Source organism: Pseudomonas sp. W5-36 (assembly GCF_046540455.1).
GTDB lineage: Bacteria > Pseudomonadota > Gammaproteobacteria > Pseudomonadales > Pseudomonadaceae > Aquipseudomonas > Aquipseudomonas graminis_B.
Genome location: NZ_JAXCIQ010000002.1, coordinates 585,147 through 610,483 on the forward strand (window position 1 = coordinate 585,147; position 25,337 = coordinate 610,483).

A 25,337-nucleotide genomic window follows, 5' to 3' on the forward strand; every position below is an offset into this window, starting at 1 on the left:
TGGTCAACGGAGCCCGGGTTGCCGGCCACTAACAACCCTCAGCCTGCTGCAATCTCACCAGCCGGATGAAAATAGGCATTTAACGTAAACCCCGTTATGGAACGCGACATAAAAGCTTACGATCATAAGAGATACGTTTTTGTCGGGCAGATTGAGGCTCGCCCAGCCAGGCGTAGGAGCCGCTGGGGTGCACCCTGAGAGTTTGGCAAAGGCGCCGTACCGGGTAATCAGTTGGGTGCTTCTTGATGAACGCGTACTTCGGCCGCACTCTTTTGCATAGTAGGCGGCGGCTTTTTTTAGATGTCTCGCTCTTCATTCACACGCTTGAGTTCAGAGCGAAGTTGACGCATCTAGGCTTGCTGGTCATCGTCTTGCTGACGCTGCTCTTGGATGAGCTACGATTTGACCCAGCTGTAAGCCAAGGTGCTGACTGCTACGGTTTGACATCGCAGCAGCCAGAGGGCTGGTTAGAATGCTGCCTTCAGGCGAGCGCCGGCATAGGCCTGTGCTTCCTGAGCCTTTTCCACCACCGCAGCGGTGCCGAAAAACTCGTGGGTCACGCCGTCATACAGCTTGCGCTCCACGCTTACGCCCTGGTTTCGCAACGCCTGCTCCAGTTGCGCACCGTCATCACGCAGCGGGTCGATCTCGGCGTTGATCAGAGTCACTGGCGGCAGACCGTGAAGGTTGGCGTGCACAAGATCCAAACGTGGATCCTTCAGATCGGCAGAGCTCTTGGTCACATTGGCCACGAACCAAAGCATCATGGGGCGATTGAGTGGCTTGGCGTCAGCGTACTTCAAGTACGACTCAGTGTTGGTCGTGGTCTGTCCCACTGGGTATACAGCAATCACACTCTTGGGCGAGGTCAAGCCCTGGTCGCGTGCAGCCACAGCAGTGGCGAGCGCCAGATTGCCCCCGGCGCTTTCGCCGGCCAACGCTAGGCGCTTAGAGTCTCCGCCAATGCTAGCCGCGTTGGTAGTGAGCCAGCGGTAGGCAGCAACAGCGTCTAGATGGGCTGCCGGGAATTTATATTCAGGCGCGCGACGGTAGTCCACTGACACCACGATAGCATTGGCCTGCTTGGCCAGGCCGCGGGCGCCACCGTCATACACGGTGCGGTCCGCGATCACCCAACCGCCGCCGTGGAAATACAGTACTACCGGGAATGGTCCGTTACCAGCAGGGGTATAGACGGTTGCTGGCAAGTTCCCTGCAGCACCGGCTACGGTGATCTCACGGGTTGTCACGCCCGGGACCAGTGCTGTGGGGCTGCTGTCACGCTTCTGGTCGGCCAGTACCTGCTTTACACCATCTGCCACAGTAGGCTGCTTACGGGCTTCGTCCGGCGTGGTTTTTTCAATGGCTTTAGGATCGAAGGCCGCTTGGGCGTTGAGCACTTTCTGCATGTCGCTGTCAGTGCGGAACAAGCTCTTGGTCGAGCTGACAGCTAATTCCGACAAAGTAGGTTTTTCCGGATCGCGAGCGCAACCGGCCAAGGTTGCCAAGCTGACGGCGGTTACTGCAGCAACCAGGGCACAACGTATTGGATGGGAAGAACGCATGGTGAATCCTCGATGGGTGCAGCTATGGCCACGAAGTGGCGGCGGGCGCTGCAGAAGCCGCGCCTACGCTTTGTCCGAGGAAAACAAGTAGTGTTCAAGGCAGACAGCGTTTATACGGATCAGCGGTAGGGAGCTAAATCCAACGCTGCTGGCCGACTTTTCCCACGACGCGGTCGGCCACTAGTTGCCGTTTTCTAATCTTCCAATGCCAGGCTTTCCATACAGCCAGGGCATACCGCACGCCCGGTAATGATCACCGATTGCGGACCGATTCAGGTGGGCTGAGATAAGCCAGCCTCGCGCTCGGTTATGACTTCCTCAATCAGTCGGCAATCCAAACAATTGCACCTTAAAAGTTATGTTATAACATGTCCGATATTTTTCATTGTCCCCAAGGAAACCTGCATGTCTCGCTGCCCCAAATTGCAATTCTGGCGCCTCCCGCCCATTGCAACAGCTTTAATGATTGCATCGCCGGCCTACGCCATAGAAGTAGATCCACAAGTGATTACCGCGAATCCACTAGGTAGCGAGCAGCTGGCTTTGCCGAGCACTGTCCTCACCGGAGATAAACTGACCCTTGCGCAGAGGGGCAGTTTGGGCGAAACCTTGAACAATCAACCAGCCGTGTCGTCGTCTTATTTCGGACCAGGCGCCAGTCGGCCAATCATCCGCGGGTTGGACGGCGATCGAATCAGGATCTTGCGTAATGGCGTTGGCGCACTGGATGCGTCGTCGCTTTCTTACGACCATGCGGTGCCGCTGGATCCTGTCAATGTTGATCGCATCGAAATCGTGCGTGGCCCCGCTGCATTGTTATATGGAGGCAGTGCCATTGGCGGCGTGGTAAATACATTGGACAACCGCATTCCTGTTGAATCCATCGAAGGCATACACGGTTCCGGTGAATTGCGATATGGCGGTGCCGACACCACGCGTAGTAGCGCCGGAAAGCTGGAAGCCGGCAACGGTCAATTTGCGCTGCACATCGATGCCAATGCTCGTAATTTTAATGACCTGCGTATCCCGGGCTACGCTCGCACCTCTGATCAACGGACCCGCGAAGAGGGAGACGATGAAAAACATCGCCTCGGCAACAGCGACGGGCGCCAAGAAGGTGGTGCCGTAGGTGGCTCCTACACATGGGATGACGGTTATGCCGGAGTGTCCTACAGCAATTACGACTCTAACTACGGATCGCCTGCCGAGCAGGACGTACGCATCCGCATGGAGCAAGATCACTACGCGTTTGCTTCTGAGGTCCGCAATCTGTCCGGTCCCTTCACATCTGTGAAATTAGACGCAGGGTACACAGACTACAAACACATGGAGATTGAAGACGGCGAGATAGGCACCACCTTCAAAAACAAGGGTTATGAGACTCGGGTGGAGGCCCGCCATCAGCCGATAGGACCGCTTAATGGTGTGGTGGGTGCGCAGTTGACGCGCGGTGAGTTTTCCGCGCTTGGTGACGAAGCATTTGTGCCGCAGACCGATACCAATGCTGGAGCTCTGTTCATTCTCGAAGAACTGCAATCCAGTGACCGACTCATGCTGAGCTTGGGCGGTCGCCTGGAGCACACGACAGTCGATCCGGATGCTAAGGGCAACATGCGGTTTAATAGCGCTGATCGCTCTAGCAGTTTTACTACTGGTAGCTTGTCGTCAGGCGCGGTGTATACGCTTACGCCGGTCTGGTCATTGGCAGCAACTCTGGGCTATACCGAACGTGCGCCAACGTTTTACGAGCTGTACGCCAACGGTGCACACGTTGCCACAGGCACTTACGAGGTAGGTGACGTTGACTTATCCAAGGAAAAAGCAGTGTCCAGCGACTTGGCGCTACGGTTTGACAATGGCGCCCATAAGGGCAGCGTAGGCGTATTTTATAGCCATTTTTCGAATTACATTGGGCTATTGAGTAGCGGCCGATCGCTCAACGACGAGGGTGAAGAGGACGCCGACGGCATCCCTGAATTCACCTACTCAGGCGTACGTGCTCGATTTGCCGGTTTCGAAGCACAGGATCATTGGAAGCTGGCTGAGACTCGCTACGGTAACATTGCGCTGGAGCTTTCCGGTGACTATACCCGCGCTAAGAATCTGGACACTGGCGAGGCTTTGCCGCGTATCGCCCCCCTGCGACTGAACAGTGGGCTGCTGTGGGAGCTGGACAAATGGCAGGCCAGGGTCGACGTCGAGCATGCGAGCTCGCAGCACAACGTGCCGGATAATGAATCCGGAACTGACGGCTATACGACTTTAGGCGCGAGTGCAGGGTACAAATTTGACCTGGGCGGTAGCCAATGGCTGGCATTCGTTAATGGTGAAAACTTGACGAATCAGACTGTGAGGTACGCCAGCTCAATTCTTCGCGATATTGCGCCTGCTCAGGGAAGAAGTGTCGAAGTTGGTTTGCGAACAAACTTCTAACCTGCTTTCACCCAACCGCCGATACCACGTATCGGCGACCTGAGCTCAGCATGTAAAATGGTCCGCACGCGACGGCCACTCTCTCAAGCTCTGTTCTGATTGCATTCAAGATGTTTCCATTGTCGCGGAGCTGGTAGTGGGCAAGGTGACTTTTCGCCCTAAAAGGCATCAGCCCGCAAATCCTAGGACACATTTATCTGACTTCAAGCTCAGCCACCGAGCTTAGCTCGCCTCTGAGAATGCTTTGATGAAGCTGATTGATGTGCTCGACCGCGTTCTGACCTTGTGCCAGATGGTGCACGTAGATTTCGCTTGTCTTGGTAAAACGGTGGCCAATACGCACGGTATAGGAGCGGAACATCCAGCTGAGAAAACCTGTGTAATACATAGCATCTTCAATGTCCCGCCACTTCACGCCACGAACCCCTTTGCTCCAAGGCAAAATCCCCCGGTACAGCCAAACTCCAACGTCATCCGTGTAAACCCGCACGCTTCTGAGAAAGAGGATTTTGTAGATACAGAGAGGCAGCGAAACTACCAGAACAAACACGCTCACTGCCATGCCGAGCCGAAAAGCAGCATCCGTTTGCGCGTTGTGTAACGTCCACCCGCCAATGCTAATTGAAACAGCAATGAAAAAAATTATCGTCAAGACGGTGCTGACATAGGCCAACCAGGACAGTCGATACCCTGCATGTGCAGACTCAATGCTGGGGCTTTCGTATCCATTCATGAGGCATTCCTTAACAAGTTATGTGTGCCCTGCCCTTGGTTACAAGGGTTGCCAGTACCCGGGGCTTGGGGTGCAGCAAAGTGTCTTTTCATCGGCCAATCCGCGTCTTGCATTGAAGAAGCCGCGCTGCGCTCGGCCTTGCCAATAACGTGGTGGACAATAGGAATCAAGGCAGATTGGGCATCTTCGTACGCCTGCCCGGTTTGGCTTATGGCTTCGTAAGTGCGCTGTAGCCCACCTGCGTCATGGGGGTGATGATTGCGCTCCCGTGCATAGGCTTGGCCAGCATCACTGTAAGCCGCAAAAGCAGCCTGCACTGAGTCGATCGTAGGCTTGATTTCGTCGGGGTCGATCATCGGCATGACATTGATCCCTTGTTACAAGGCAAGATAGAAATGCAATTTTGGTCAGGCGTTTGATCATTTTTTCTTTACTCAATCAGCACTTGAATGCGGGCCAGTACATCGTCCATCACCACCTCGGGGACCGCCTCTACGCGCTTACCCCCACGGGCCTCAAGGTCAACGGTGCGGATTTGATTACACAACACCACACCTTGCGTCTCGGTGCCGGAACCGCTCAGTGGCACGGCAAAGCCGGCATATCGGGCAAAATCCCCGCCTTGGGTGATGGGCGCGATCAGGACCAAGCCCGACACGTTGAACGCCGCAGGCGAAATGATCAGCGCCGGACGAAAATCGCCTTGCTGCTCACGGCCAGCGGTGGGATTCATGTTCAAGCGCACAATATCGCCACGGTTTAATTTGGCTCGCTTCACGCTTCACGCCCAACGGCTGACATCGCATTCCACGCTGCCATGTCGGCAGGTTCCGGCGCGCTCAAGTCACACTGCGCCATGAGCTCGGCCAGCGCGTAATGCGGCTTGGCCTTCGCAGGCTTGAGCGTCATAACCTCGGCGGATACATCGAGTTTCAACACATCGCCACTAACCAGATTCATCAGCTTAAGCACGGTTGCAGGCAAGCGTATCGCCGCGCTATTGCCCCACTGCTGCACTTTGACTTCCATAACAGCCTCCTAAAAAGTATACACATTGTAGATACCAAAAACACTAACCGCAAGCTTTTTGTATAAACATAGTATCTACAATGCCAGCTCCAAAGCGCGTCAGTGACCTCGTGCCTTAAGGGCAGAAATGCGCTCGATCCATACGCCATGCACCTGAGCCTCGAGAAATAGGTACACATCGGGTTCGATTGCCTGCATGTCCTGCAGGGCCTGGATAAAACCGCGACAGAACTGATAGCCATATTCGACCTGAACCTCGGTCTGGCTGCTATACAGGTCGCGCAGGGCCACGCGCCAGGTGGCATAGGCCTGCTCACTCAAACCACGCGGCAGATCCGAGGTGTCCAGAAAATCGAGATCGGCAGGTGGCATAACCAGCTCCTAGGAGGAAAGGGACCAGGGCGCAGCAACAGGGCGGGCTTATGGTACGTCAATCCCAAGGCTTGTTACGTCTAGCAAGCAGCAAAAAAACCGCCTAGGCGGGTCCTGATGTGGGACCAACTAAACATAGTACCCGACATATCTAACCGCGATCAGTGGCCGTTTTGAGCATGTGCCTAGCTGTCTGAACCAGCTGGTCCAAACTCCAAGGCTTTTGCAGGAACGCGACTCCGGCAGGCAGATCATGACTCACTTCGGCTTCGTAGCCTGTGGTCACTATAAATGAGGGACTGGCATCTGGAGATGGCCGCCGAGCTGGAACGCTGCGGTAGGTTCCAGCAGGCCCGCATTCATATAACGCTCGCCAGTCTGTTAAAGCCCGCTGTGACACTTCCTGCCGTATGAATCAGTACAGAAAGCAGGCAATCGAGGTGGCTCAGATGGCAACAAGATCCGGTATGCGTTTGCGGCCATGATCAGCAGGACAGCACGGCTCCCCTCTTCCACCCGCTGCGCGGCCGCGCAACGGGTGCAGGGATCAGCGCCGACGGCCTCTATGCGGTGGTAGGGCACTACGCCAGAGCTGCAGGGGTAGAGGTTGCGGGACTCGTACACGGGCTGCGCGCAACGGCAGCCACCAATGCCCTGGAACACGAGGCGGATATCGCCAAGGTGCAGCCATGGCGTAAGCGGATGGCGAACACACCTACCGAACTCTAGCATTAAAGGCGATCGGGTCTGCCCGAGGGGATGCGCTTTATCTGCACACCGTCTCGAACACACCGCCATCTCGGCGACTTTGCTGCATTCAGCTCCGCCATCCTGCGCAGGGATGCAGCGCTGAGATGCACCTGTTCCAGAAATTATCGGGCGCGTCGGCGGCAAGGAAAATTAATCTCACGCCCGCGCGTGGGAGGTGAGCATTATCCTCGCGATCAGTTTTTTTCTGGAGCTTTGATATACCCAGGCACAGCTAAGGATGGGGCCTGATGGCGATCTTCAGAAGCTCGGGCTTCATGAGCCTCAGCATAGTCCTTATCAGCCTGAGCCTTCTCATCAGCGGCCTGCCCGGGATTACCCTCAACCTGTTTCTGATCAGACGCTTGTTAATGCTTGTTGGCATCTTGCGTGTGGTCTTCGGACGATTTTTCACAGCCAGGCAAGCCAAGCGCTAATGCGAAGAGTAAAGGTAAGGGAAGTGCCTTGATCATGGAAATGCCCTCTAGGTTATCAATAACCTATTGATCTGCATGGCACAATCTTAGTTCAACATACGCTTTACCTGATGAACGGAGTACTCGTAGTGCCAAACGTTCAGATCAGGCCCGATACGCTACCACGTGGTCCATTCGCACACCGCAAATCCACGGCAAAGTGCCTAGCGAGTAGGCTGAGGCGGCTGAACACAAGAACCACTTCCTAAGTGATCCGGCGGTTGCACTCTCTATTTGGCATCCGATACAACAGTATGTGGGGTAGCAAAAGGAGCGGACTTTAGATTATCGAGAACGTCGACTAATAATCTTAGCAGTAAGTTCAGTCAGTTACCTAACACTATATGAAGATGACAATGGGGCGCCAGCGACTGCGTGGGGGGTAACGAGTCACAAGAAAATGTATTCGGTTGAGGACGTCCAAGATAATACCCTTGCGCATGGTCATAGCCTAGAGTACGCAACAACTCGAGATCCTGAGCAGTCTCAACGCCTTCCGCTAACACTTTGAGATCAAATGCATGCCCCAGTTTCAAAAGGGCCGTCAACACCTCCTCGCGTTGGGCTTTGTTTTCAATTCTGAGTACCTGACGGTCAACCTTCAAACAATGGAATGGAAGCTTCAGTAAATAAGCCAAGTTGGCATGACCTTGACCGAAATCGTCCAGAGCCAGTCGTACGCCCAAGTTGCAGAGACCGGAAACTGTACTCAATAGTTGATCATTTATACGCAGAGGCACGCCTTCGGTTACTTCCAATATTAGCCGATGGCTCGCGAGACCATGTTTAAGTAATGCACCCGCCACTTTCATCGGAAAATCTGTGTTGGCAAGCTGTATAGGTGAAAGGTTCACTGATATGTTGACAGCGTCATGCCAGCGGCTGGCCGCTTCACAGGATTTATCCAAAACCCAGTCACCTACAGCATTAATCAGCCCGCTGCGTTCTGCCATTGCGATGAATAAATCAGGTGGCACATTTCCGAGCTTGGGATGCAGCCAGCGAATAAGGCTTTCGTATCCAGTGAGCTGATAAGGTTCGAGTTGATACAGCGGTTGGAAGTGCAGGTCGAATTGGTCTGTTGCTAACGCCTCTCGGATATCCTCCGGGGTTAGAAGCGACTCATCGTTTTGAGAAAAAATAAATCCCGTATCCTCTAGACGATTGCGGCCACCTCTTTTAGCTCGATACAGAGCTTTGTCAGCCTGATCCAGAAGTGAGGTGCTATCGGTTAGCGCACTACTCGCACTGTGCGCTAATCCGATGCTGACAGTGATGACCGAGATGCCGTCTGTACGTCCCAGATGGGCGATGTTTAGTTCACGTATGGTTTGCAATACGTGGTGAGCGATCCTGCGGGCCTCATCATGAGAGGTATCTGGCAAAACGGCAATGAACTCTTCACCGCCGAATCGTGCTACGGCGCAAGGCGAAATGAAGCAACTGCCCAGAGCCGTGGCAACAGCTCTCAAGCACTCATCGCCCATAAGATGTCCATAATGGTCGTTAAAGCGTTTGAAATGGTCTATATCGATCAAAAATAATGCGCCCTCGGACTGTCCATCCAAATGCTTTGCCGTAAGCGCATCCAGTTGCGGTTGTATGTGCCTACGGTTAGCCAGACCGGTCAGCGAGTCGGTCTCTGAAAGGCGTTGCAAGTCACTATTGGCATCTGTGAGACTAGAGGCTCTGGTTTCCTCACGTAGCCAATACAGGTAACTTCGTCTGGCTTCGGCGTTGGACCAGTAGTTGCCGAGCAATGAGAAAAAAGATGAGGATCCTATAGCGGTCATTATCAAGCCGCCAGCACTCAGGGAAATCGGGGCTGTATGCACACCCCAAGCTGTGATGGCTAAGCAAAATATGTTGTATATCAAAGCAATATTAAAAGGGCTTTTCATGCACGTATTGACATAAATAAGCATCAGTGGCCAACAAAACATGAACAGTGACTGCTCACCCGAAACAGGTTGTTCACCGTTAATTACTACGTTGTAAGCGGCTATAAATCCGGTGTATGAGGGCAACATGGAGACGTATTCTCTCCAGTGCTCCGATAACTTCTTTAGAAGCAACACACCCAGTAGAGTGCTTGGTACACATGTTCCGACCATCTGCAAAATTGCTGATACCAAATCCTTCGGATTTATGATGACCATCCATAGTGAAAAACTACCGAATGTGAAACCTCCCAAGATCAAGCACAGAATCAGGTGGTGCCGGCGGGTAGTATGGATATCGCTCTGATAACGTAGCTCCAATTGCTCAGAGAAGCGTGCAGCGCTAGTTGTTTTCTCGAGTTCTCGTTCAATCTGGCTAGCGTCTAACATAGAAAATTCCACAGCATGCACTAATGAGGCCTTGTCATGGCTATAAGCCACCATTCTACCTTGCTGCGGGTGTCGAGCCACTGGAATCTGCCCGGCGGTGATCTCCCGATTCATCTCCTGTGAAAACGAGCCTAGTTGAGATCTCGTCGATCAACTGACCGTCCGGGTGCACATTTCGCGAAACTGACTGAAGACACCGCCAATGATCGTGACTAATTCGAGCTGGACAATCCCCGGACAAGCCGTGCCTATCAAAATGACCTGGAAGGCTTTTGAGAGTTTGTCGATCTGGCTTTGACCGATGAGTTTCGTGCGGTGACCCGAACGCACGTGCTCGCTGGGCGCGCCCAGCTCAAACATCGCGGTTTGGCTATTACTGTAACCGTCGTGAGCGATTCATGTTTAGTCGAGAGTAGGTACGTCCCACATGACAGATGTCATGAGACGCCTGGTGATCAATTGCCGGTTCGCTGCAACCCCCGAATCGGGGGTTTTTCGTGCCTCCTAGGGGTGCAGTGGCCCAATTGCGCCAAGAAGAAATCGTGGTCGGCCCTGTGCAGGGCGCCCAGCTCGAGCGCTTCGCGCAACACCATCGTCAGTCGGCTGTGCCATTCCCCGCTCTGCACTAGGGCCACGTCCATGACCTTGTCGAGGCGCATGACCAGATCCTTTCTGCAGCGACCTTGAAGCTGTTCTTTGCAGATGTAGAAAAAGTACCGAACACGCTGTGGGTACAGCACATTGGAATAGACCATCATGGCTTGCATCGCTTCACTTGCGCCGAGGTCCAGCGGGATCACAAACACGTTTGACTCCTTTGATGGGTCATTTTTCGGGCAAGTCTAACGTTTCACTGACCGACCCATACCGAGTGCGGCGCTGGCTTCAGAAAGATTGACCTTTTGGGGCTCTATTCCAGAGTGCGACCTGGCGTCAACTATAGGAACCTTGGGACAGTGCTGGACAGCAGCTGCAATCGCCTGCAGGCAGACTGCCACGACGCTACCAATGATGCTGTCGTTCCTGTCGGGATGCGATTTCAAAATGCATTCATTCATTGAAGGCAAGAGTCTGCAACTGACGCTGGGGGTATTGATTATGACGTCATCTCCAAGCCTAACATTCCGACAGATCTGGCCAGGAAAGTCCCGCAAGTCATGCAGGCTCCCAACGGAGTAAGCTAAACGGAATGCTTCAGTGTTGGTAGTGTGCCCTGGAGATGCGAGCTCACCACGACCCGAAACGACCTAAGGGAGGGCAGCTCTCCGCCATAACGCCTCACTACCCTAGAGTGATCTATAGCGTTATCGGGCCTTAGCAGTACGAGACCTAGCCCGCCAGGCCTTCCTGCCTCCCCTGGCGGGCTCCTTCCTTGATGTTTCTTGCCTACAGATCCAGACATGTCGCCTGCCTGCCCTGCCCTACGTGCATGAGGTTGTTGTAGCAACACATCTCGCTATGCTTTTATCTATATAGCGATCAATTGTGGTGACCAATACTTCGATGAGCGACAGAACCTACCCCTACACCGCATGGCTGCTGACACGGAATTTTCAGTTGCTGGAGGTCGAACTCGTGGACCAGGGATTCGCTAACAGCGCATATGACCGCACTGACAAGGGCCGCAATTACCACGTTGACGAACTTTTTCTTACGAAAGCCAGGGCCATTGCGTTCGGTGAAGCCAAGCTTGCAGCGCTTGCCAAGGAGCTGGAAAGACGTCAAAGAGGGTTACTGAAGCGACGATTGGAGTTGCAAAGATGCAAATGAAATTGTCTTGCACAAGCATCCGCAAGGGTAGATAGCGGGGCCCTTTGGTAGTCTCTGACCGGAGAGATATCTTGAGCTTGATGGCTTTTTCTAGCAATCGGGCGGTCAGGTGCGCATCTGGTCGGACGTGGTTGAGACCACGACAGTCTGCATTCACCTGCTGCGGTATCTGGAGGAAACTCCCAAGTTCCGGGCAAATCCAGTTGATCAGTGCGCGGTCAGCTTGTGGCAGATGGCTTGCAGCTGAGTCAAGGTGAAATGTCAGCAGTTTTGCTGCTTGACCAACTACACCCGCGATAGAACTGTTGAATCAGGAACTCCAGCGACGGAGCGTGAAACGTGAGCCTGGGGCCGACCGTAGTGATACCCCTGAGCATAATTACACCCATTGCTGGCCAGCCAAGATGGAAGGGAGGGTGAGTGAAAATCCTCGATGCCTTCCGCGGTTACTTTCATATTCAGGCTACGTGCCATCCCTAAAATGGCTTCTACCATTGGACGATGATCAGTCTTACCGATCTCAAAAAAAGATCGGTCTATCTTGATTTTATCAATGGACAAACGTGTCAAATGATAAAGACCTGAGTAGCCAGTGCCGAAGTCATCAAGTGCCACTGTGATGCCATGTGCGTGAAGTCTGTTCAGGTTGCGCTCGGCCGCTTCGATATTGCCGACCAAGGCCTCTTCGGTTATTTCGACCTCAAAGCGGTCAAATGGAAACTGCTCATGGCGCAACTGCTCCAGGAACCGATCAGGAAAAAGCTCATCGGTGATCATTGCTGCACTGACGTTCAGCGAAAGATGAAGGTGATCGTCCCAATCCCTGGCAGCGTTACAAGCTTGCTTAACGAGAGATTGAGTCATCATGGGGATCAACCCTAGGCGTTCAAGCGCTGGAATAAAATCAGCAGGCATCCCAGTGCTCCCATCTGGCTTGAGCCATCTGGCCAAGATCTCAAATCCGACGACTTCCTGAGAAGGCAGTGCAACAATAGGCTGATAGAATGGAACGATCTCATTCAGTTCCACTGCCTGTTTAAGCGCAGCGTCTTCATCGATTTGAGCCTGATATTGGAGCCCATGCTCTGTTTCGTAAAAATGGTAGGTTGAACGACCCGTAACCTTACCCCTGTACATTGCTACATCTGCGCAGTGCAATAGCGCTGAGGTTTCGGTAGCGTCGACCCACGAACGAGAGATGCCAACTGTAGCTCCCTGTCGGAAGGGTCGAAGCTTCTCGAGCATAGGGGCCCCTATTCGCGAAATCACATCTGCGGCAATGAGGCCCAGCTCGCGTTCCTCTCTACGGCTGGTAAATACGACGCAGAATTCATCGCCTCCTAGACGCGAAGCGATGCAGCCGTACTTGATTGCAATCTCCTCCAGTCGTTTTGCTACCTCAATGAGCACTGCGTCACCCGTTGCATGCCCGCGCTGATCGTTAACCGCCTTGAAATAGTCAAGGTCGATCAGCATCACAATCACAGGTTCCAGCTGAGCGAGTTGCTCGTTTACAAGCTCCATAAAGGCACGCCGATTGAGCAGGCCGCTGAGTGAGTCGTACCTTGCCAGCTTCTCTGTATGGGACTGCAACCCTTCGAGTTGAAGGTAATTGCGTCGGGCATTACTGATCATCTTCATGAGCATCACTCCCGGCCCGATCAAGGCGATTAGTGAAAAACCCGTAGATGTCAGTACGAAACGTAACCTTTCTCCTTCCTCAAAAATGCCGTCATAATGAAGGCCAAGCCCCCGCATCACCCATGCCTTCAGCTCAAACTCCCAGAGAATGGAAAGGGCCATGACGGTAAGCAGGGTGAGAAAAAGTAGCTGTATCAGACGGTATGGACTGGGTAAGCGTAAATAGGTCATGGGCAGCCTCACAGGCCAAGCTAGCAGCACGTAATATCAGATGGCCATCTTCCCATAAGGCCATGGCGTCGGTTATAGAACCTGTTTATTCATTCAATAGAAAAGATTGCTTTTTCTAGGGAGCTTCATCTTTATGGGCATGCCAACGGGGGTTGGCGCTATCGCCGAAATAGCGTACGGCCCATTAGTTTGCCCTGAGATACTGCGCCTTGTGGGCAGGCCACCCAGCCGACCCGCTCTTTATTAAGCATCAGACAGCGCCCGTCGCAGCTTCCACACAATGGTTGATCGGCACTGCTGCGTCCAACTAACCGCCATGGGTCCAAGATCCCGATTCACTCTTGACTTGCTCAAGAGTCCTCATCGGCTTTTCTCCTTGCAGGATTCTCGTTTGTGACCGGCAGATGGACATCCCGGACACTCGCATTGTCATGAAATGCTATCGACGGGACGAGGGAAACCTTGAGTATCTCCCTCAGAGCAGCGCACTCGGCGGGCAGGTTTAGGTTTGGATCCTCTGACTCTAGCCAAGGCGCTCTTCGTAGCTCGGTACTATTCGTAGCTCAGTCTTGGCGGCTTGCCGCTGGCGGAGGGTCATGTTTGGGCGGTCGCGGCATGACTCCGTCCTTCGATTTAGTCGACGCCAAAGCGAAATTGGTTCTGCTACCTCGGTCCACCGCGATGGCCTGGAGATGCTAGCTCGGCGCCAGTCCACGCAGCTCGGGTACAAAAACTGCATAGGCCATTTGACCGCCAATTTGATGACAACCTATGAAGCCTCCATATTTTACCTTACCGAGGCTTTCACCCTCGGCGCTCACCAGGGCGCTGATTGGCTTCATCGCGCTTGTATGTTTATCGTTGATGCTTGCTACAGCGTGGCAGATGAATCAATCCAGGCTTGAGCGCATCGCTAATGCCAAAATTGCAGTTTCAAACATTGTTCTAGCTGCTGAACAGCAAGCTCAGGACACAATACGCCAGGCTGACAATACGCTGCGCGATCTTGTTGAGCGTGTGGGACACGATGGTGTAGCGGGAGAACAGTTGTTACGACTGACGAAGCTGATGGCTCAGGACGTGATAAACGTGGAAGGACTTCAAGGGCTGTTTATCTACGATGCCCAAGGTCAGTGGGTCGCCAATTCCTTTGCGCACAGTGTGCAGGAAAAAAACAACGGCGACCGCGCCTATTTTGCCTATCACCGCGACCACACCGATGAATCAATTCATGTTGGCTCAATTGTAAAAAGCCGCAATACGGGAGATATGGTTATCCCGATCAGTCGGCGTATCAATACTCCTGATAGGGAGTTTGCAGGTGTCGCCTTGGCGACGGTCCCGGTCGCATGTTTTCAAGCGTTCTTCGAGCGAATGGATGTAGACGACAAAGGCGTTATCTTTCTCGCATTGAACAATGGTGATCTGCTGGCTCGCCGGCCAACATTGACTGCACTGATGACGACCAATGTGGCCAGGGGGGATATATTTACCCGCTATCTGCCATACAGCGACAATGGCACTGCCGTAATCAAGTCTGTGGTGGATGGCGTGGAAAGGATATATGCCTATCGACGGGTGTCCGGCCTACCCATCGTTGCAGCTGCAGGTGTGTCGTACCAACATGTCTTCGCGCCCTGGTGGGCTTATGCGTACAGATCCATGGCTTTGATCGGCATGATCACGTTGGCTCTGTGCTTGCTGGGCATTCTGTTATACCGGCAGATCCAGCAGCTAATCACCGCGGAGGGTGAGCTGAACGTCGCCAGAAATGAAATGGAGATTATCGCTCAGACTGATAGCCTGACACATCTGGCCAACAGACGGCGTTTCGATGCTACCTTGCAGCAGGAGTGGGGGCGGGCCAGGCGAAATAACTCAACCATAGCGCTTATCCTGTTGGACATTGACTGGTTCAAACAATACAACGACCACTATGGCCATCTGCAGGGTGACGACTGCCTGAGGCAGGTGGCAGAAATCATCGGGACCTGCGTCAATCGTCCGGGCGATCTTGCCGCACGGTATGGTGGGGAGGAATTTGTGGTCCTGCTGCCTGAGACGAATCTGGCCGGCGCTTTTAGCGTCGCCGAAAATGTCAGGTTGTCCATCGCCAATGCACTCATTGATCACGCCGGCAGCTCGCTGGGCATCTTAACGATCAGTTGCGGCGTGGTGGCGATCAATTCACCTGCAAAGGATTCCTATACAGCCGCCCTGGCAGAAGCAGATCGACTTCTCTATCTCGCTAAAAGCAAAGGTCGCAATGCTGTAGAGGGTCAGTCAATGCCTGATACTTACCGGCTGCATCAGACAAACGTTATCGACCTGTCTCGATAGCCGAGCATCAGGGCATACTTGAGAAGAAGATCAACCACAACTGCGGCAGCTGAATTGAACGAGGATCGCTCATTCAGTCGTCGGTCCTGTCTCGAAAAGCCGCACCTGGCGAATTGGGGTCAAAGGAAAATCAACTTGAAGCGGAGCCCTTGATGCGGCAACGATTCACGCTGCGAAAGCAACGTGAGCGTTCGTTTCGGACATCATAGACCAACTGCATGGCCTGCTCGTCAGTCACAACACCTGTTCTTCGAGCTTGCTCAATCCTGATGAGTAATGCATCACATTCATCTTCAAGGCTGGCCCAGTGAGCCAGGTGCAGAGTACGAATGGATTGTTTGAGAGCATCGAGCATAGGATCACCTGGATATCGCGCATAACCGAGTGGTAAATGCGAATTGCTGGGCAAGCCTGATTTTAAATCCATCACTATCTGGCTTGGCCCGAGAACTGCTCAACGGCTGCTACCACACTGTTGGCACTCTGCTGAATGTCCTTGATCACCTCGTCCGCCTCGCTTGCCAACTCCAGCGCCGTACCGGCCTGCTGCTTACTTTTTCCGATCATGTCCACCGCAGTGGAAGCGAGGATCTGATTCTTTTTCACGACCTCAACAATCTCTGCCGTTGCCTGAGTGGTTCAAAGGGCCAGTTGCCTGACCTCGTCAGCGACTACAGCAAATCCCCGGCCCTGCTCTCCGGCGCGTGCTGCTTCGATTGCTGCGTTCAAGGCCAACAGGTTGGTCTGGTCCGCGATGCTGCCAATGGTTTTGACAATGGTGCCGATTTCCTGGCTCTGGGCATCCAGAGCCTCAATGCCATGCGCCGCATCTTCCATCAACGCCGAAAGCGTGTTGAGGGTTGTAACGGTATTCTGGATAACTCCGCGGCCTTGCTGTGCACTGGCGTCTGTTTGAACAGACGTATCGTGGGCCATGCCGGCCGCCTCTGATATGGCGCGCTCACGGTTGACCTGGTCAGTGATTACGGTAGCGAGTTTGGCTATCTTGTACAGCTTGCCGTTGGCATCTACGATCGGATTGTAGGAAGCCTCGAGCCAGACCTCCCGGTTAGATTTATCCAATCGGCAAAACCTCCCGGCGACGTACGAGCCCTGTCGCAGGGTCTGCCAAAACTGCTCATATTCTGTTGAACCGACATCAGATGGCAGGCAAAAGATCCGGTGATGCTGGCCTTGGATTTGGGGCAATGAATAGCCCATGGCGTGCAGAAAATTCTGATTGGCCGTCAGGACTACCCCATCCAGAGAAAACTCGATGACGGCAGTGGAGCGCATCAGGGCCCCCACCAACGCTTCATTCTCCCTTGAGGCCTCAATGGTCCTGGTCAGCACGCTGCAATACAAAACGATGCGTTCGACCCGTCCGCTCTCACCGGCGAAAGGTATAACCATTGCCCGCAGCCAGACATGACGACCCTCACGACTGCACAGGCGCAAGGTACCGCTGTAATGCTTGCCCTTGGTAATTGCCTCCAAAGCGCGGCGCTGATGGACATCACCGTGCAGCTCAGCGGGGCTGAATTCCCGCAGGGTCCGACCGGACAATTCAGCTTGAGTGAATCCCAGCTCTTTTTCGAACAGAGCATTTACCTCCAGGATTACGCCTGCCGCATCCAGCGTCACCGCCACGGTTTCGAGATCCAGTGTCGCCTTGACCTGCTCCAGAGCTCCCAGCCGTTTTTCCAACTGCTGGATTCTGTTTTTCAACCGGTTATTGAACATGACAGTCACTCGCATTGATGAAAATACTATCGACGGGACGAATGAAACCTTGAGTATTCCCCTCAATGGCAGCATGCATGGCAGTTTCAGCAACAAGCGCTGACGGCGTGGGTTGTAGCGACCAAGCGACCATGCAATGTCCGGCCAACGCTTTTACCGGCATGGCTGCGTTTCGGTAACACGCCGTGCAGTTGTTTTAAACAGGACAATCAAGTTTTTACTTGAGCAAAAACATGGCTAGCGAACCCTAAAAATCATGTTGCATTCAACCTGGATTCGTCTTCACTGAACACGTTGGTTCAGAGGCCGGCCACCTCTGAATCAGCGGGATAGCCCGGTGCTTGCAAGACAGCTATAACCAATCTCATCGACTTGGTATTGGCCTTATCTGTACCACTTTCAAGCTCGCTTGCAGGTAATGCACATGCCCTCAGATTCTTGCCCCGGCGTGGATGAAAAGACAGCTCTCGATAATTTCGTAAGCGCTGCTTCCTGCCTAGAAGCTTGTTCAGGCGCCGTTTTGGTTTTGCACGAAGGCGTGCACTGGCGCATCGCATCCACCTACGGATCCGCGCCAGACTTTAAGATCGAAAAAGCTATCGATGCCTGGCTGAAATTCGTGTTGTCTTACGACGACGTAGTCGATCTCAATGAAATTATGGTCGGCAACGCCGTTCTCCCTATAGGTTTCGAGCGGGGGATCGGCGATTTTCAGGTCTGCATTGCTATCAAAGATGCTGCTGAGCGTCTTGCTGGTGTGGTGCTGATGACAGTCCCGCTACCCCGCAAGGGACTTAGCGCCGCGCAGATCTGCTTTCTGCGAACTCACGCTGCCGACCTCTATGCCGCCCTCCAACCAACGCGGGTAAATGATTCTGCCGCACGCCTGCGCTTATTGGAGTCGGTGGTGGTCAATTCAAAGGACGCCATCCTGATTACAGAGGCCGAGCCCATCGACATGCCGGGGCCGCGCATCGTTTATTGCAATCCGGCGTTTCTGGCGAATACCGGTTTTTCCCTCGAAGAGGTCATAGGGCAGACCCCTCGCATATTGCAATGCGAGGAGAGCAACCGCGACACGCTTCGGCAATTGCGAGCGTCGTTGCAACGATGGGAACCCATCGAAGTTGAGCTGATCAACGCACGACGCGACGGGACTCGATTTTGGGTACAAATGAGCATCGTACCGGTGGCAAACGAGAACGGCTGGTTTACTCATTGGGTGTCTGTGCAGCGAGACATCACTGAGCGAAAAGAAGCTGAGGAGGCATTGCAACAAGCACAGATGGATCGTGAGGAACGCGTGGCGCTCCAATCACGGCTGGTGGAGCGCGAGAGAATTCAGGAGGAGTTGTCCTACGCTGCATTTCACGATGAACTCACAAGACTCAAGAACCGGGCGTACTTCACAAGCCACATCGAGGAAGCCCTAAGTAGAAAGGGCGACGGCAGCCGTAGCACGGCTACAGTTTTGTATATGGACCTCGACCGGTTCAAATACGTCAATGACGGCATAGGTCATCACGCTGGTGATGTATTGCTCAAACGGGTTGCGGAGCGGTTGCATTATTCCATTGACGTCGAGGCGGTGGTTGCGCGGATTGGCGGCGACGAGTTTGCCGTTCTACTTACTGGCGAAGACCACCAGAAACAGGCTGTCGAGACTGCCGGACGAATTATACAAGCGCTTGGCCTACCCATCGAGATCGAAGGCCAGACGCTGTTTACCTCCTGCAGCATTGGCATCGCGACCCTGGATAATCATCACAATACAGCTGAGGACCTGATTCGAGATGCGGATGTGGCGATGTATTCGGCCAAGAAACAAGGGCGTGGTCGCTTTGCGATCTTCGATGTGTCGATGCGGCAGGCCTCGATCGACATGTTGATGCTGCAAAGCGCGCTCAAGCATGCGATCACAGCCGATGAGTTCTACCTGGTATTCCAACCGATCTTCTCTGTAGAAACTGAGGCCATCGTGGGGGTTGAAGCCTTGATCCGATGGCGCCATCCGATCTGGGGAAATGTCACACCGGATGTTTTCATCAGCGTGGCAGAGGACATTGGCGTCATTCACGAGCTTGGTCAGTGGGTAATGCGCAATGCTTGCCGTGAGGTCAGGAGGTGGCGCGACAGCTTCCCGAAGAAAACCATCAAGCTCAACGTCAATGTGTCGGGGGTCGAGATGAACCGCAAGGGCTTCGCTATTCAAGTTGCCCATATACTTAACGAGACCGGATTTGACCCTTGCACTCTGCAGATAGAGATCACCGAGTCGGTCTTTCTGCATGAACCGGATGTTGTGCTCCAGACTCTGGTAGCCCTTCGAGCTCAGGGCATTCGCGTCGCGTTGGACGATTTCGGCACGGGCTACAGCTCCCTGAGCTATATCGACCGCTACCCTATTGATGTCATCAAAATTGATCGCTCATTCGTCTTCCGTATGATGAGCCATGAGCGCAGCGTTGCCATCGTCAAAAGTATTTTGTCGTTGGGCCAGGTGTTGGATCTGGCAATCGTGGCTGAGGGGGTAGAGACGCAAAGCCAGATGGCTCAGCTCAGAATTCTAGGCTGTCCTTATGCTCAAGGCATTCTGCTGAGCACACCCTTGCTTGCGGAGGACATGCATGCACTGCTCTCGGATTGATGGCCCAGGGCGCTCGGTCCATAGGTCAACCGACGAAGTCCGAGCCTTGCTCGGACATGCCACCCCACATTTGACTTCCAGTCGGAATGGATACGGGACAGATTGCTTTTTCGTACTCATCGACCTTCCCTACTAATTTTTTTCAAAAACAGCCGCTACCCAGCATTTTGCACCGTTGTATTCATCACCGCCTTCGGCAATGAAAATGTGATCTGTTTCATTCACAGCGTATACGCCTGGGCTCTCATCGCTCGCGTCACGCAAGGAGTCCTTCCAGCCGTAGACCGCGCCTTGCCAGATCAGCACGACGCCGCCACGGTGATCCTGGTTAGCATTTCGCCATTTTCTGGCAGTTGCACGAAGCGTTTCACTAAGATTGGTCACGGCTGATTTTCCTGCACGATCTGAGGTCCGATAATGCCCTGTTGCTACTGACAAAGCCCGCACGGGGCGGGCTTGTGGATGAAGCGACATTTTGGTTATTTGTGTAGCTGGTGGTGGAACGGGTGACTTGTCGCCGTGGTTACCATCAGCCATCAAGCCCTCAGGCGCAATAGCCGCTTTTCCTGCTCGATTAGGGGTACGATCACGGTATTCTTCTACGGCCACAGCCCCACTCGTGCCGGATTGAGCGTTGTTCAGTTTTTCTTACCTACACAGCTGCGTCGCAATGGCATCGAACTCACGGTCAAAACTAGCTTTCTCTGCCGCGCTCAAGAAACCCTGCTGCTCGACGAACCGATTAGTTTCATTCCGGACGTTCTCTACACGCTTCACCATACGCTGTGCTTCAACCTCGGTAATACGACGGACTTTTCTTGAGGTACTGATATCGGCACTTAGAACATTGGCTCTTACTGACATATGTGCTTGTCCTGGATCGCTGATCTGCGCTCCGGTCTCGCCGGCTATTTCTTGTTGGTTTTGGATGTCACAGCTTGGAAGATTGAGGCTTTGCTGTGCAGCTGCAGCGGTCAGGCTAAAAGCAAACAACGAAGTGAAGAAAATATGTTTCATGACTCATTCTCTTTAATCAGATGTCAATCCCGCGTGCATGGCATACCACGACCTAGACGGTGCTACCCGGCAATTGATTAAGGCGAATCTGCTGCATGGGCTCGGCTAGGATATTTTCCAGAACCGGCATAGCGTTTGTCAGGGTCGGAGCCATCATGTGCGCTTGCAGTGCCGCTTCACTGTCCCAGCTTTCGTAGGAAACAAAGCGGGTGGGGTCTTCAATATCCGTCAACAGCGCATAGGCCTGGCACCCAGGCTCCTGCTGGAATTGCGGCAGGGCTGATTGCAGCAGGTTTTTCAATTGCGCTTCCATGCCTGGCTTGGCTTTCATGATCGCTACGACGTTAAGAGGTGAAGTCATGTGGGGAGTCCTGACAATGCCGGCGCCGGAATGGAGCCGTCAGCGCATGAGACATGCCACGTAAGATATTCATTCAGAAAAAGCAGGGAGGCTATTGAAATCGCTTTGCACCTATTGGCTAGGTGGCAAGGGTTTTTTTAAGGTGCCAGCCTGCTGCACACCGCAGGCACTCCAAAAAGCCTTTGTAGGTTCCCACGCGTATAGCATTTGATGCGCAAGCCATTGGTGTAGCATGCTGAAAAACCACTCTTGGTCCTCAGTCGCGTGACATCCATGGCTAACAGAAAAACCACTGTTTTCGCGCTCCAGAGACGTGCCTGTCTCTCCAGTACCTACCATTTGGCCCACTATGGTGAGTCGAAATGACCGACAAACCGTCGGAAATCGAGACCCTTCGCTCTGAGGTTGAGAGTCTGCGATCACAGCTGGCTGAGACACGTTGTCTACGCTCATACGAGCTCTTGGCGAATAGAGGCATCGATCATGTACACCTTGCGCTCAAGGCAGGCGGAATCGTAGGCACTTGGGCTTGGCACCCAATCCGGGACAGTTTCTCCGTGGATATTGGTTTTACCGAGGCGTTTGGGCTTGATGAAAGCCTTGTTTACAAGGAAGTGACCATCAACGAGGTTCTTGAGAACGTTCACCCAGAGGACCGACCAGGATTAGACACTGCGATCGCAGAGGCCGTGATACGCGGTGGCGCCTATAGACATCAATACCGAGTCAAGCGCGCTGATGGTCGGTATTACTGGCTTGACGCCCATGGCAGCGTCGGCTCCGATGAACACGGCGTACGGACCAGCTTTCCCGGATTTGTGATTGACATCACCAAGCAAAGGGCCGCCGAAGAACGGCTGCGGGTCAGTGAAGCGCTGACCAAAGAAAACGTGCAACGTGTGCAGCTTGCGCTAGCAGCTGGAGCCATCATTGGTTGCTGGATATGGGACCTGAAACTGGATCGTTTTACGGTGGACGAGGCATTCGCCGTGGCGTTTGGCTTGGACGCTGCTTTGGGCAAGGAAGGAATCCCACTGGCTCAGATCTTAGAGAAGGTTCATCCCGATGATCGCCCCGGGCTGATCGAAGCGATTGATCAGGCCATTGCTCGCGGCGGCAGATACGCTCATCAGTACCGAGTCAGGCGAGCAGACGGCAATTACTATTGGTTGGAAGCAAACGGTCGGGTCGATTGCGATGCGGATGGCATACCGGTGGGCTTTCCTGGCGTGTTGCTGGATGTAGAGGGTCGCCGTAGTGTTGAAGCAGAACGCGACCGCGCCATTGCTGATTTACAGGCACTCAACGAGAATCTGGAGAAACGTGTCGCCGAGCGCTCTGCTGAGTTGCAGGATGCGCAGGAGAGACTTCGGCAGTCCCAGAAAATGGAGGCGGTTGGCCAATTGACCGGAGGCCTTGCGCACGACTTCAACAACCTGCTGGCCGGCATTTCTGGGTCACTCGAATTGATGCAGGTTCGAATGATGCAAGGTCGTATCAATGACGCGGAACGCTATATAGGCGCAGCACAGGGGGCCGCAAAGCGTGCTTCTGCCTTGACCCATCGGTTACTGGCTTTTGCGCGTCGCCAGACCCTTGACCCACGACCGACCGACATCAATCGGCTGGTAGTTGAGCTGCAGGACATGATTCAGCGAACCGTCGGCCCCAGCATTCAATTTGAAGTGGTAGGTATGCCTGGGTTGTGGGTCGCGTTAGTGGACGTCCCGCAGCTTGAGAACGCGTTGCTGAATCTGTGCATCAATGCTCGAGATGCAATGCCTGCAGGCGGCCGTATCGTCGTCGAGACAGCCAATAGGTGCCTCGATGAGAAGACCGCAAAGCAGTATCAAATTCCAGAAGGCCAATACCTGGCCCTCAGCGTAACGGACACCGGATCCGGAATGCCACCGGAGGTGGTCGCGCGAGCATTCGAACCCTTTTTCACGACAAAACCTATTGGTAAAGGGACCGGCCTGGGACTGTCCATGATCTACGGATTCGCCCAGCAGTCGGGAGGACAGGTCAAAATTCATTCCGAAGTGGGACTGGGTACAACGGTCTGCCTGTACCTTCCTCGTCACTATGCAGAAGCGGAAAGTGAAGTGGAACAACCAGAGCGTGCCGCCATAACACCCAGTGACCACAGCAAAACTGTGCTGGTGGTAGACGATGAGCCAACGGTGCGCATGCTGGTCATGGACATCCTGGAAGACCTCGGATACATGGCTATCGAGGCAGGTGACAGCGCAGCAGGGCTGAATGTACTCCAGTCAAATGCGCGTATCGATCTGCTGATCAGTGACGTTGGGCTACCGGGCGGGCTGAATGGCCGTCAAATGGTGGACGCAGGTCGCGTCTGCAGGCCAGACCTGAAGGTCTTGTTTATCACCGGTTATGCGGAAAATTCTGTGCTGGGCAGTGGTCGGTTGGCACCTGGTATGGCCGTGCTGACAAAACCGTTCTCCATCGAAACCATGCGCTTACGCATCCACACAATGGTCGAGAACGCCAAGTTACCGTGAAAGCATTTGATCGAATGGCCTAACTGATAAGTCATAGCGCCAAGGGGTAACTCACAAGCGTGGTTGAGCAGGCATGGCCGTCAATAACTGGCCGCTCTCAGCGGGCTTACATGCCACCTCTACAGCCAGCGCGAATAGCTTAGTGCCTATGTGCTCGACAAAGCGCCCCACGCGAAAAGGCTCGCAGACGTGAATTGGCCTGGCCATTTGTCGTGGTGCCGACTGCCGAGCACCCCGCGCCCGGCACCACCTTCGAACATGGCCTGCAACGTTTACTTGAATTCCGCTGCGCATCAGTGAGCTCGTGCCTGGAGGGCGGAAATCCGCTCGATCCAGAGGTCGTGCACCTGAGCTTCAAGAAACAGATACACCTCTGGTTCAACAGCCTGCACGTCCTGCAGAGCCTGGATAAAACCGCGACAGAACTGAAAACAGTGTTCGACTTGAACCTCTGTTTGACTGCTGCATAGGTCGCACTCAGCTGCTGGAGGTCGAACTCGTGGGTCAGGGATTCGCTAACAGCTCATATGACCGCACTGACAAGGGCCGCAATTACCACGTTGACGAACTTTTTCTTACGAAAGCCAAGGCCATTGCGTTCGGTGAAGCCAAGCTAGCAGCGCTTGCCAAGAAGCTGGAAAGACGTCAAAAAGGGTTACTGAAGCGACGATTGGAGTTGCACAGATGTAAATGAAATTGGCTTGCACAAGCGTCCACAAGGGTAGCGGGCCCCTTCGGTAATCTCTGCCCGCAGGGATGTCTTGAGCTTGATGACTTTGTCTAGCAATCGGGCGGTCAGGTGCGCGTCTGATCGAGCGTGGGTGAAGGAAACGACAGTGTGCATTTACTTACCGCATTATCTGGAGAAAATTTCCGAGGCTCCGGGCAAATCCAGCTGATCAGTGTGCGGTCAGCTTTTGGCAAATCGCCTGCAGCTGATTCAAGGTGAATGGCTTGTTCAACCAGTGCACATGATCATAGTCCAACGTGTTTACCGCAGCATGGAAACCTGACGCGACGACTACAGGCACCTGAGGTAGCAGGTCATGCAGCCTTTGGACCAGCTCGAGCCCGTCGATACTGCCAGGCATTCTCAGGTCAGTGATCAGCAGATCTGCATCGAAACCATTATGCTGAATGTGACTCCAGGCAGAATCTGCCTCGCAGAATGCTCTGACCCTATGACCTTCCATTTCCAGAATTTCGACCATGATGGTCAATATGTCCTGCTCATCCTCGACAAGAATGATGATGCTCATGAGGTAATTCCTGTCGTGACGATCAGACCTGTCTGAGCGATGTCTGAGCATTTGAGTGCATGTAACTGATTGGACACACCGATCTAGAAATCGAGCCTTCGCTCCGATGAGCGGGGCA

Annotated in this window: 22 protein-coding genes and 5 pseudogenes; 9 read left to right on the forward strand and 18 right to left on the reverse strand. The window is 53.7% G+C overall.

Annotated features, from left to right (window positions below):
• Window positions 1-109 precede the first annotated feature (109 nt).
• Both SLW74_RS05630 and SLW74_RS05635 read right to left on the reverse strand, forming a co-directional pair.
• Window positions 110-389: pseudogene (locus tag SLW74_RS05630) on the reverse strand (IS3 family transposase); the annotation flags it as partial.
• A gap of 78 nt (window positions 390-467) precedes the next feature.
• Window positions 468-1,565: an alpha/beta hydrolase gene (locus SLW74_RS05635; protein WP_410928343.1), complete on the reverse strand. Its 1,098-nt coding sequence runs from the start codon at window positions 1,563-1,565 to the stop codon at window positions 468-470.
• A gap of 405 nt (window positions 1,566-1,970) precedes the next feature.
• On the opposite strand from SLW74_RS05635, the gene SLW74_RS05640 reads away from it, so the two are divergent.
• Window positions 1,971-3,998: a TonB-dependent receptor gene (locus SLW74_RS05640; RefSeq protein ID WP_410928344.1), complete on the forward strand. Its 2,028-nt coding sequence runs from the start codon at window positions 1,971-1,973 to the stop codon at window positions 3,996-3,998.
• A gap of 193 nt (window positions 3,999-4,191) precedes the next feature.
• Here the strand turns inward: SLW74_RS05640 and SLW74_RS05645 are convergent, their stop codons facing one another.
• The 5 genes from SLW74_RS05645 to SLW74_RS05665 form a co-directional block, all read right to left on the reverse strand.
• Window positions 4,192-4,731, reverse strand: coding sequence for a hypothetical protein (locus tag SLW74_RS05645; RefSeq protein WP_065986131.1), 540 nt, complete (start codon window positions 4,729-4,731; stop codon window positions 4,192-4,194).
• Window positions 4,728-5,093 carry a hypothetical protein gene (locus SLW74_RS05650; RefSeq protein ID WP_346631558.1) on the reverse strand — a complete coding sequence of 122 codons (366 nt, stop codon included), beginning with the start codon at window positions 5,091-5,093 and terminating at the stop codon, window positions 4,728-4,730. Before SLW74_RS05650 ends, SLW74_RS05645 begins: the two co-directional genes overlap by 4 nt.
• Before the next feature lie 68 nt (window positions 5,094-5,161).
• Window positions 5,162-5,509 (reverse strand): type II toxin-antitoxin system ChpB family toxin, encoded by a 348-nt coding sequence (locus SLW74_RS05655; RefSeq protein ID WP_083232973.1) that lies wholly within the window; start codon window positions 5,507-5,509, stop codon window positions 5,162-5,164.
• A complete protein-coding gene (locus tag SLW74_RS05660; RefSeq protein ID WP_110946599.1) occupies window positions 5,506-5,760 on the reverse strand; it encodes an AbrB/MazE/SpoVT family DNA-binding domain-containing protein in 255 nt (84 codons plus the stop codon). Before SLW74_RS05660 ends, SLW74_RS05655 begins: the two co-directional genes overlap by 4 nt.
• A gap of 99 nt (window positions 5,761-5,859) precedes the next feature.
• A complete protein-coding gene (locus SLW74_RS05665; RefSeq protein ID WP_346631566.1) occupies window positions 5,860-6,132 on the reverse strand; it encodes a hypothetical protein in 273 nt (90 codons plus the stop codon).
• 477 nt (window positions 6,133-6,609) lie between these two features.
• Between SLW74_RS05665 and SLW74_RS05670 the strand changes: the two are divergent.
• Together SLW74_RS05670 and SLW74_RS05675 are read left to right on the forward strand one after the other, a co-directional pair.
• Window positions 6,610-6,825, forward strand: a pseudogene (locus SLW74_RS05670) (integrase); the annotation flags it as partial.
• Window positions 6,826-7,130: 305 nt separating this feature from the next.
• Window positions 7,131-7,316: a hypothetical protein gene (locus tag SLW74_RS05675; RefSeq protein ID WP_065986125.1), complete on the forward strand. Its 186-nt coding sequence runs from the start codon at window positions 7,131-7,133 to the stop codon at window positions 7,314-7,316.
• A 365-nt stretch (window positions 7,317-7,681) separates the two neighbouring features.
• Here SLW74_RS05675 and SLW74_RS05680 read toward each other — a convergent pair whose 3' ends face one another.
• A complete protein-coding gene (locus SLW74_RS05680) occupies window positions 7,682-9,799 on the reverse strand; it encodes a putative bifunctional diguanylate cyclase/phosphodiesterase (RefSeq protein WP_410928345.1) in 2,118 nt (705 codons plus the stop codon).
• 108 nt (window positions 9,800-9,907) lie between these two features.
• On the opposite strand from SLW74_RS05680, the pseudogene SLW74_RS05685 reads away from it, so the two are divergent.
• Window positions 9,908-10,057: pseudogene (locus SLW74_RS05685) on the forward strand (integrase); the annotation flags it as partial.
• An 83-nt stretch (window positions 10,058-10,140) separates the two neighbouring features.
• On the opposite strand, the gene SLW74_RS05690 reads toward SLW74_RS05685, so the two are convergent.
• The gene (locus tag SLW74_RS05690) at window positions 10,141-10,491 is read right to left on the reverse strand and encodes a hypothetical protein (RefSeq protein WP_065986122.1); all 351 of its coding nucleotides are present in this window, start codon (window positions 10,489-10,491) and stop codon (window positions 10,141-10,143) included.
• A gap of 697 nt (window positions 10,492-11,188) precedes the next feature.
• Between SLW74_RS05690 and SLW74_RS05695 the strand changes: the two genes are divergently transcribed.
• Window positions 11,189-11,455 (forward strand): hypothetical protein, encoded by a 267-nt coding sequence (locus SLW74_RS05695; RefSeq protein ID WP_065986121.1) that lies wholly within the window; start codon window positions 11,189-11,191, stop codon window positions 11,453-11,455.
• Between the two features lie 285 nt (window positions 11,456-11,740).
• On the opposite strand, the gene SLW74_RS05700 is transcribed toward SLW74_RS05695, so the two are convergent.
• The gene (locus SLW74_RS05700) at window positions 11,741-13,327 is read right to left on the reverse strand and encodes a putative bifunctional diguanylate cyclase/phosphodiesterase (RefSeq protein WP_410928346.1); all 1,587 of its coding nucleotides are present in this window, start codon (window positions 13,325-13,327) and stop codon (window positions 11,741-11,743) included.
• A 771-nt stretch (window positions 13,328-14,098) separates the two neighbouring features.
• On the opposite strand from SLW74_RS05700, the gene SLW74_RS05705 reads away from it, so the two are divergent.
• Entirely contained in the window at window positions 14,099-15,667 is a 1,569-nt protein-coding gene (locus SLW74_RS05705) for a diguanylate cyclase (protein WP_410928347.1), read from the forward strand.
• A gap of 130 nt (window positions 15,668-15,797) precedes the next feature.
• Here the strand turns inward: SLW74_RS05705 and SLW74_RS05710 are convergent, their stop codons facing one another.
• The 4 genes and pseudogenes from SLW74_RS05710 to SLW74_RS05725 form a co-directional block, all read right to left on the reverse strand.
• On the reverse strand, window positions 15,798-16,022 hold the full coding sequence (locus SLW74_RS05710; protein ID WP_192175169.1) for a hypothetical protein: 225 nt from the start codon (window positions 16,020-16,022) through the stop codon (window positions 15,798-15,800).
• Window positions 16,023-16,096: 74 nt separating this feature from the next.
• A complete protein-coding gene (locus tag SLW74_RS05715; protein WP_407073279.1) occupies window positions 16,097-16,273 on the reverse strand; it encodes a hypothetical protein in 177 nt (58 codons plus the stop codon).
• A gap of 36 nt (window positions 16,274-16,309) precedes the next feature.
• Window positions 16,310-16,603 (reverse strand): annotated as a pseudogene (locus tag SLW74_RS05720) (methyl-accepting chemotaxis protein); the annotation flags it as partial.
• A 30-nt stretch (window positions 16,604-16,633) separates the two neighbouring features.
• Window positions 16,634-17,485, reverse strand: a pseudogene (locus SLW74_RS05725) (PAS domain-containing protein); the annotation flags it as partial.
• A gap of 349 nt (window positions 17,486-17,834) precedes the next feature.
• On the opposite strand from SLW74_RS05725, the gene SLW74_RS05730 reads away from it, so the two are divergent.
• Window positions 17,835-20,057, forward strand: a complete 2,223-nt coding sequence (locus SLW74_RS05730) for a putative bifunctional diguanylate cyclase/phosphodiesterase (RefSeq protein WP_244656079.1) — start codon at window positions 17,835-17,837, stop codon at window positions 20,055-20,057.
• 132 nt (window positions 20,058-20,189) lie between these two features.
• Here the strand turns inward: SLW74_RS05730 and SLW74_RS05735 are convergent, their stop codons facing one another.
• The 3 genes from SLW74_RS05735 to SLW74_RS05745 form a co-directional block, all read right to left on the reverse strand.
• The gene (locus SLW74_RS05735; protein WP_282372395.1) at window positions 20,190-20,441 is read right to left on the reverse strand and encodes a hypothetical protein; all 252 of its coding nucleotides are present in this window, start codon (window positions 20,439-20,441) and stop codon (window positions 20,190-20,192) included.
• Window positions 20,442-20,705: 264 nt separating this feature from the next.
• Complete coding sequence (locus tag SLW74_RS05740; protein WP_346631552.1) at window positions 20,706-21,074, reverse strand: hypothetical protein; 369 nt, start codon at window positions 21,072-21,074, stop codon at window positions 20,706-20,708.
• A 52-nt stretch (window positions 21,075-21,126) separates the two neighbouring features.
• The gene (locus SLW74_RS05745; protein WP_192174996.1) at window positions 21,127-21,435 is read right to left on the reverse strand and encodes a putative quinol monooxygenase; all 309 of its coding nucleotides are present in this window, start codon (window positions 21,433-21,435) and stop codon (window positions 21,127-21,129) included.
• Window positions 21,436-21,797: 362 nt separating this feature from the next.
• Between SLW74_RS05745 and SLW74_RS05750 the strand changes: the two genes are divergently transcribed.
• Both SLW74_RS05750 and SLW74_RS05755 read left to right on the forward strand, forming a co-directional pair.
• The gene (locus SLW74_RS05750) at window positions 21,798-23,960 is read left to right on the forward strand and encodes a PAS domain-containing protein (RefSeq protein ID WP_192174995.1); all 2,163 of its coding nucleotides are present in this window, start codon (window positions 21,798-21,800) and stop codon (window positions 23,958-23,960) included.
• A gap of 212 nt (window positions 23,961-24,172) precedes the next feature.
• Complete coding sequence (locus SLW74_RS05755) at window positions 24,173-24,430, forward strand: hypothetical protein (protein ID WP_192174994.1); 258 nt, start codon at window positions 24,173-24,175, stop codon at window positions 24,428-24,430.
• Window positions 24,431-24,859: 429 nt separating this feature from the next.
• Here SLW74_RS05755 and SLW74_RS05760 read toward each other — a convergent pair whose 3' ends face one another.
• The gene (locus SLW74_RS05760; protein ID WP_192174993.1) at window positions 24,860-25,219 is read right to left on the reverse strand and encodes a response regulator; all 360 of its coding nucleotides are present in this window, start codon (window positions 25,217-25,219) and stop codon (window positions 24,860-24,862) included.
• Between the last annotated feature and the right edge of the window lie 118 nt (window positions 25,220-25,337).

Coding starts and splice junctions, on each gene's coding strand:
- SLW74_RS05750 (WP_192174995.1), top strand. CDS start 21,798: ATGACCGACAAACCGTCGGAAATCGAGACCCTTCGCTCTGAGGTTGAG.
- SLW74_RS05640 (WP_410928344.1), top strand. CDS start 1,971: ATGTCTCGCTGCCCCAAATTGCAATTCTGGCGCCTCCCGCCCATTGCA.
- SLW74_RS05650 (WP_346631558.1), bottom strand. CDS start 5,093: ATGCCGATGATCGACCCCGACGAAATCAAGCCTACGATCGACTCAGTG.
- SLW74_RS05645 (WP_065986131.1), bottom strand. CDS start 4,731: ATGAATGGATACGAAAGCCCCAGCATTGAGTCTGCACATGCAGGGTAT.
- SLW74_RS05635 (WP_410928343.1), bottom strand. CDS start 1,565: ATGCGTTCTTCCCATCCAATACGTTGTGCCCTGGTTGCTGCAGTAACC.
- SLW74_RS05760 (WP_192174993.1), bottom strand. CDS start 25,219: ATGAGCATCATCATTCTTGTCGAGGATGAGCAGGACATATTGACCATC.
- SLW74_RS05710 (WP_192175169.1), bottom strand. CDS start 16,022: ATGCTCGATGCTCTCAAACAATCCATTCGTACTCTGCACCTGGCTCAC.
- SLW74_RS05705 (WP_410928347.1), top strand. CDS start 14,099: ATGAAGCCTCCATATTTTACCTTACCGAGGCTTTCACCCTCGGCGCTC.
- SLW74_RS05740 (WP_346631552.1), bottom strand. CDS start 21,074: ATGAAACATATTTTCTTCACTTCGTTGTTTGCTTTTAGCCTGACCGCT.
- SLW74_RS05730 (WP_244656079.1), top strand. CDS start 17,835: ATGCCCTCAGATTCTTGCCCCGGCGTGGATGAAAAGACAGCTCTCGAT.
- SLW74_RS05665 (WP_346631566.1), bottom strand. CDS start 6,132: ATGCCACCTGCCGATCTCGATTTTCTGGACACCTCGGATCTGCCGCGT.
- SLW74_RS05675 (WP_065986125.1), top strand. CDS start 7,131: ATGGCGATCTTCAGAAGCTCGGGCTTCATGAGCCTCAGCATAGTCCTT.
- SLW74_RS05660 (WP_110946599.1), bottom strand. CDS start 5,760: ATGGAAGTCAAAGTGCAGCAGTGGGGCAATAGCGCGGCGATACGCTTG.
- SLW74_RS05700 (WP_410928346.1), bottom strand. CDS start 13,327: ATGACCTATTTACGCTTACCCAGTCCATACCGTCTGATACAGCTACTT.
- SLW74_RS05695 (WP_065986121.1), top strand. CDS start 11,189: ATGAGCGACAGAACCTACCCCTACACCGCATGGCTGCTGACACGGAAT.
- SLW74_RS05745 (WP_192174996.1), bottom strand. CDS start 21,435: ATGACTTCACCTCTTAACGTCGTAGCGATCATGAAAGCCAAGCCAGGC.
- SLW74_RS05680 (WP_410928345.1), bottom strand. CDS start 9,799: ATGAATCGGGAGATCACCGCCGGGCAGATTCCAGTGGCTCGACACCCG.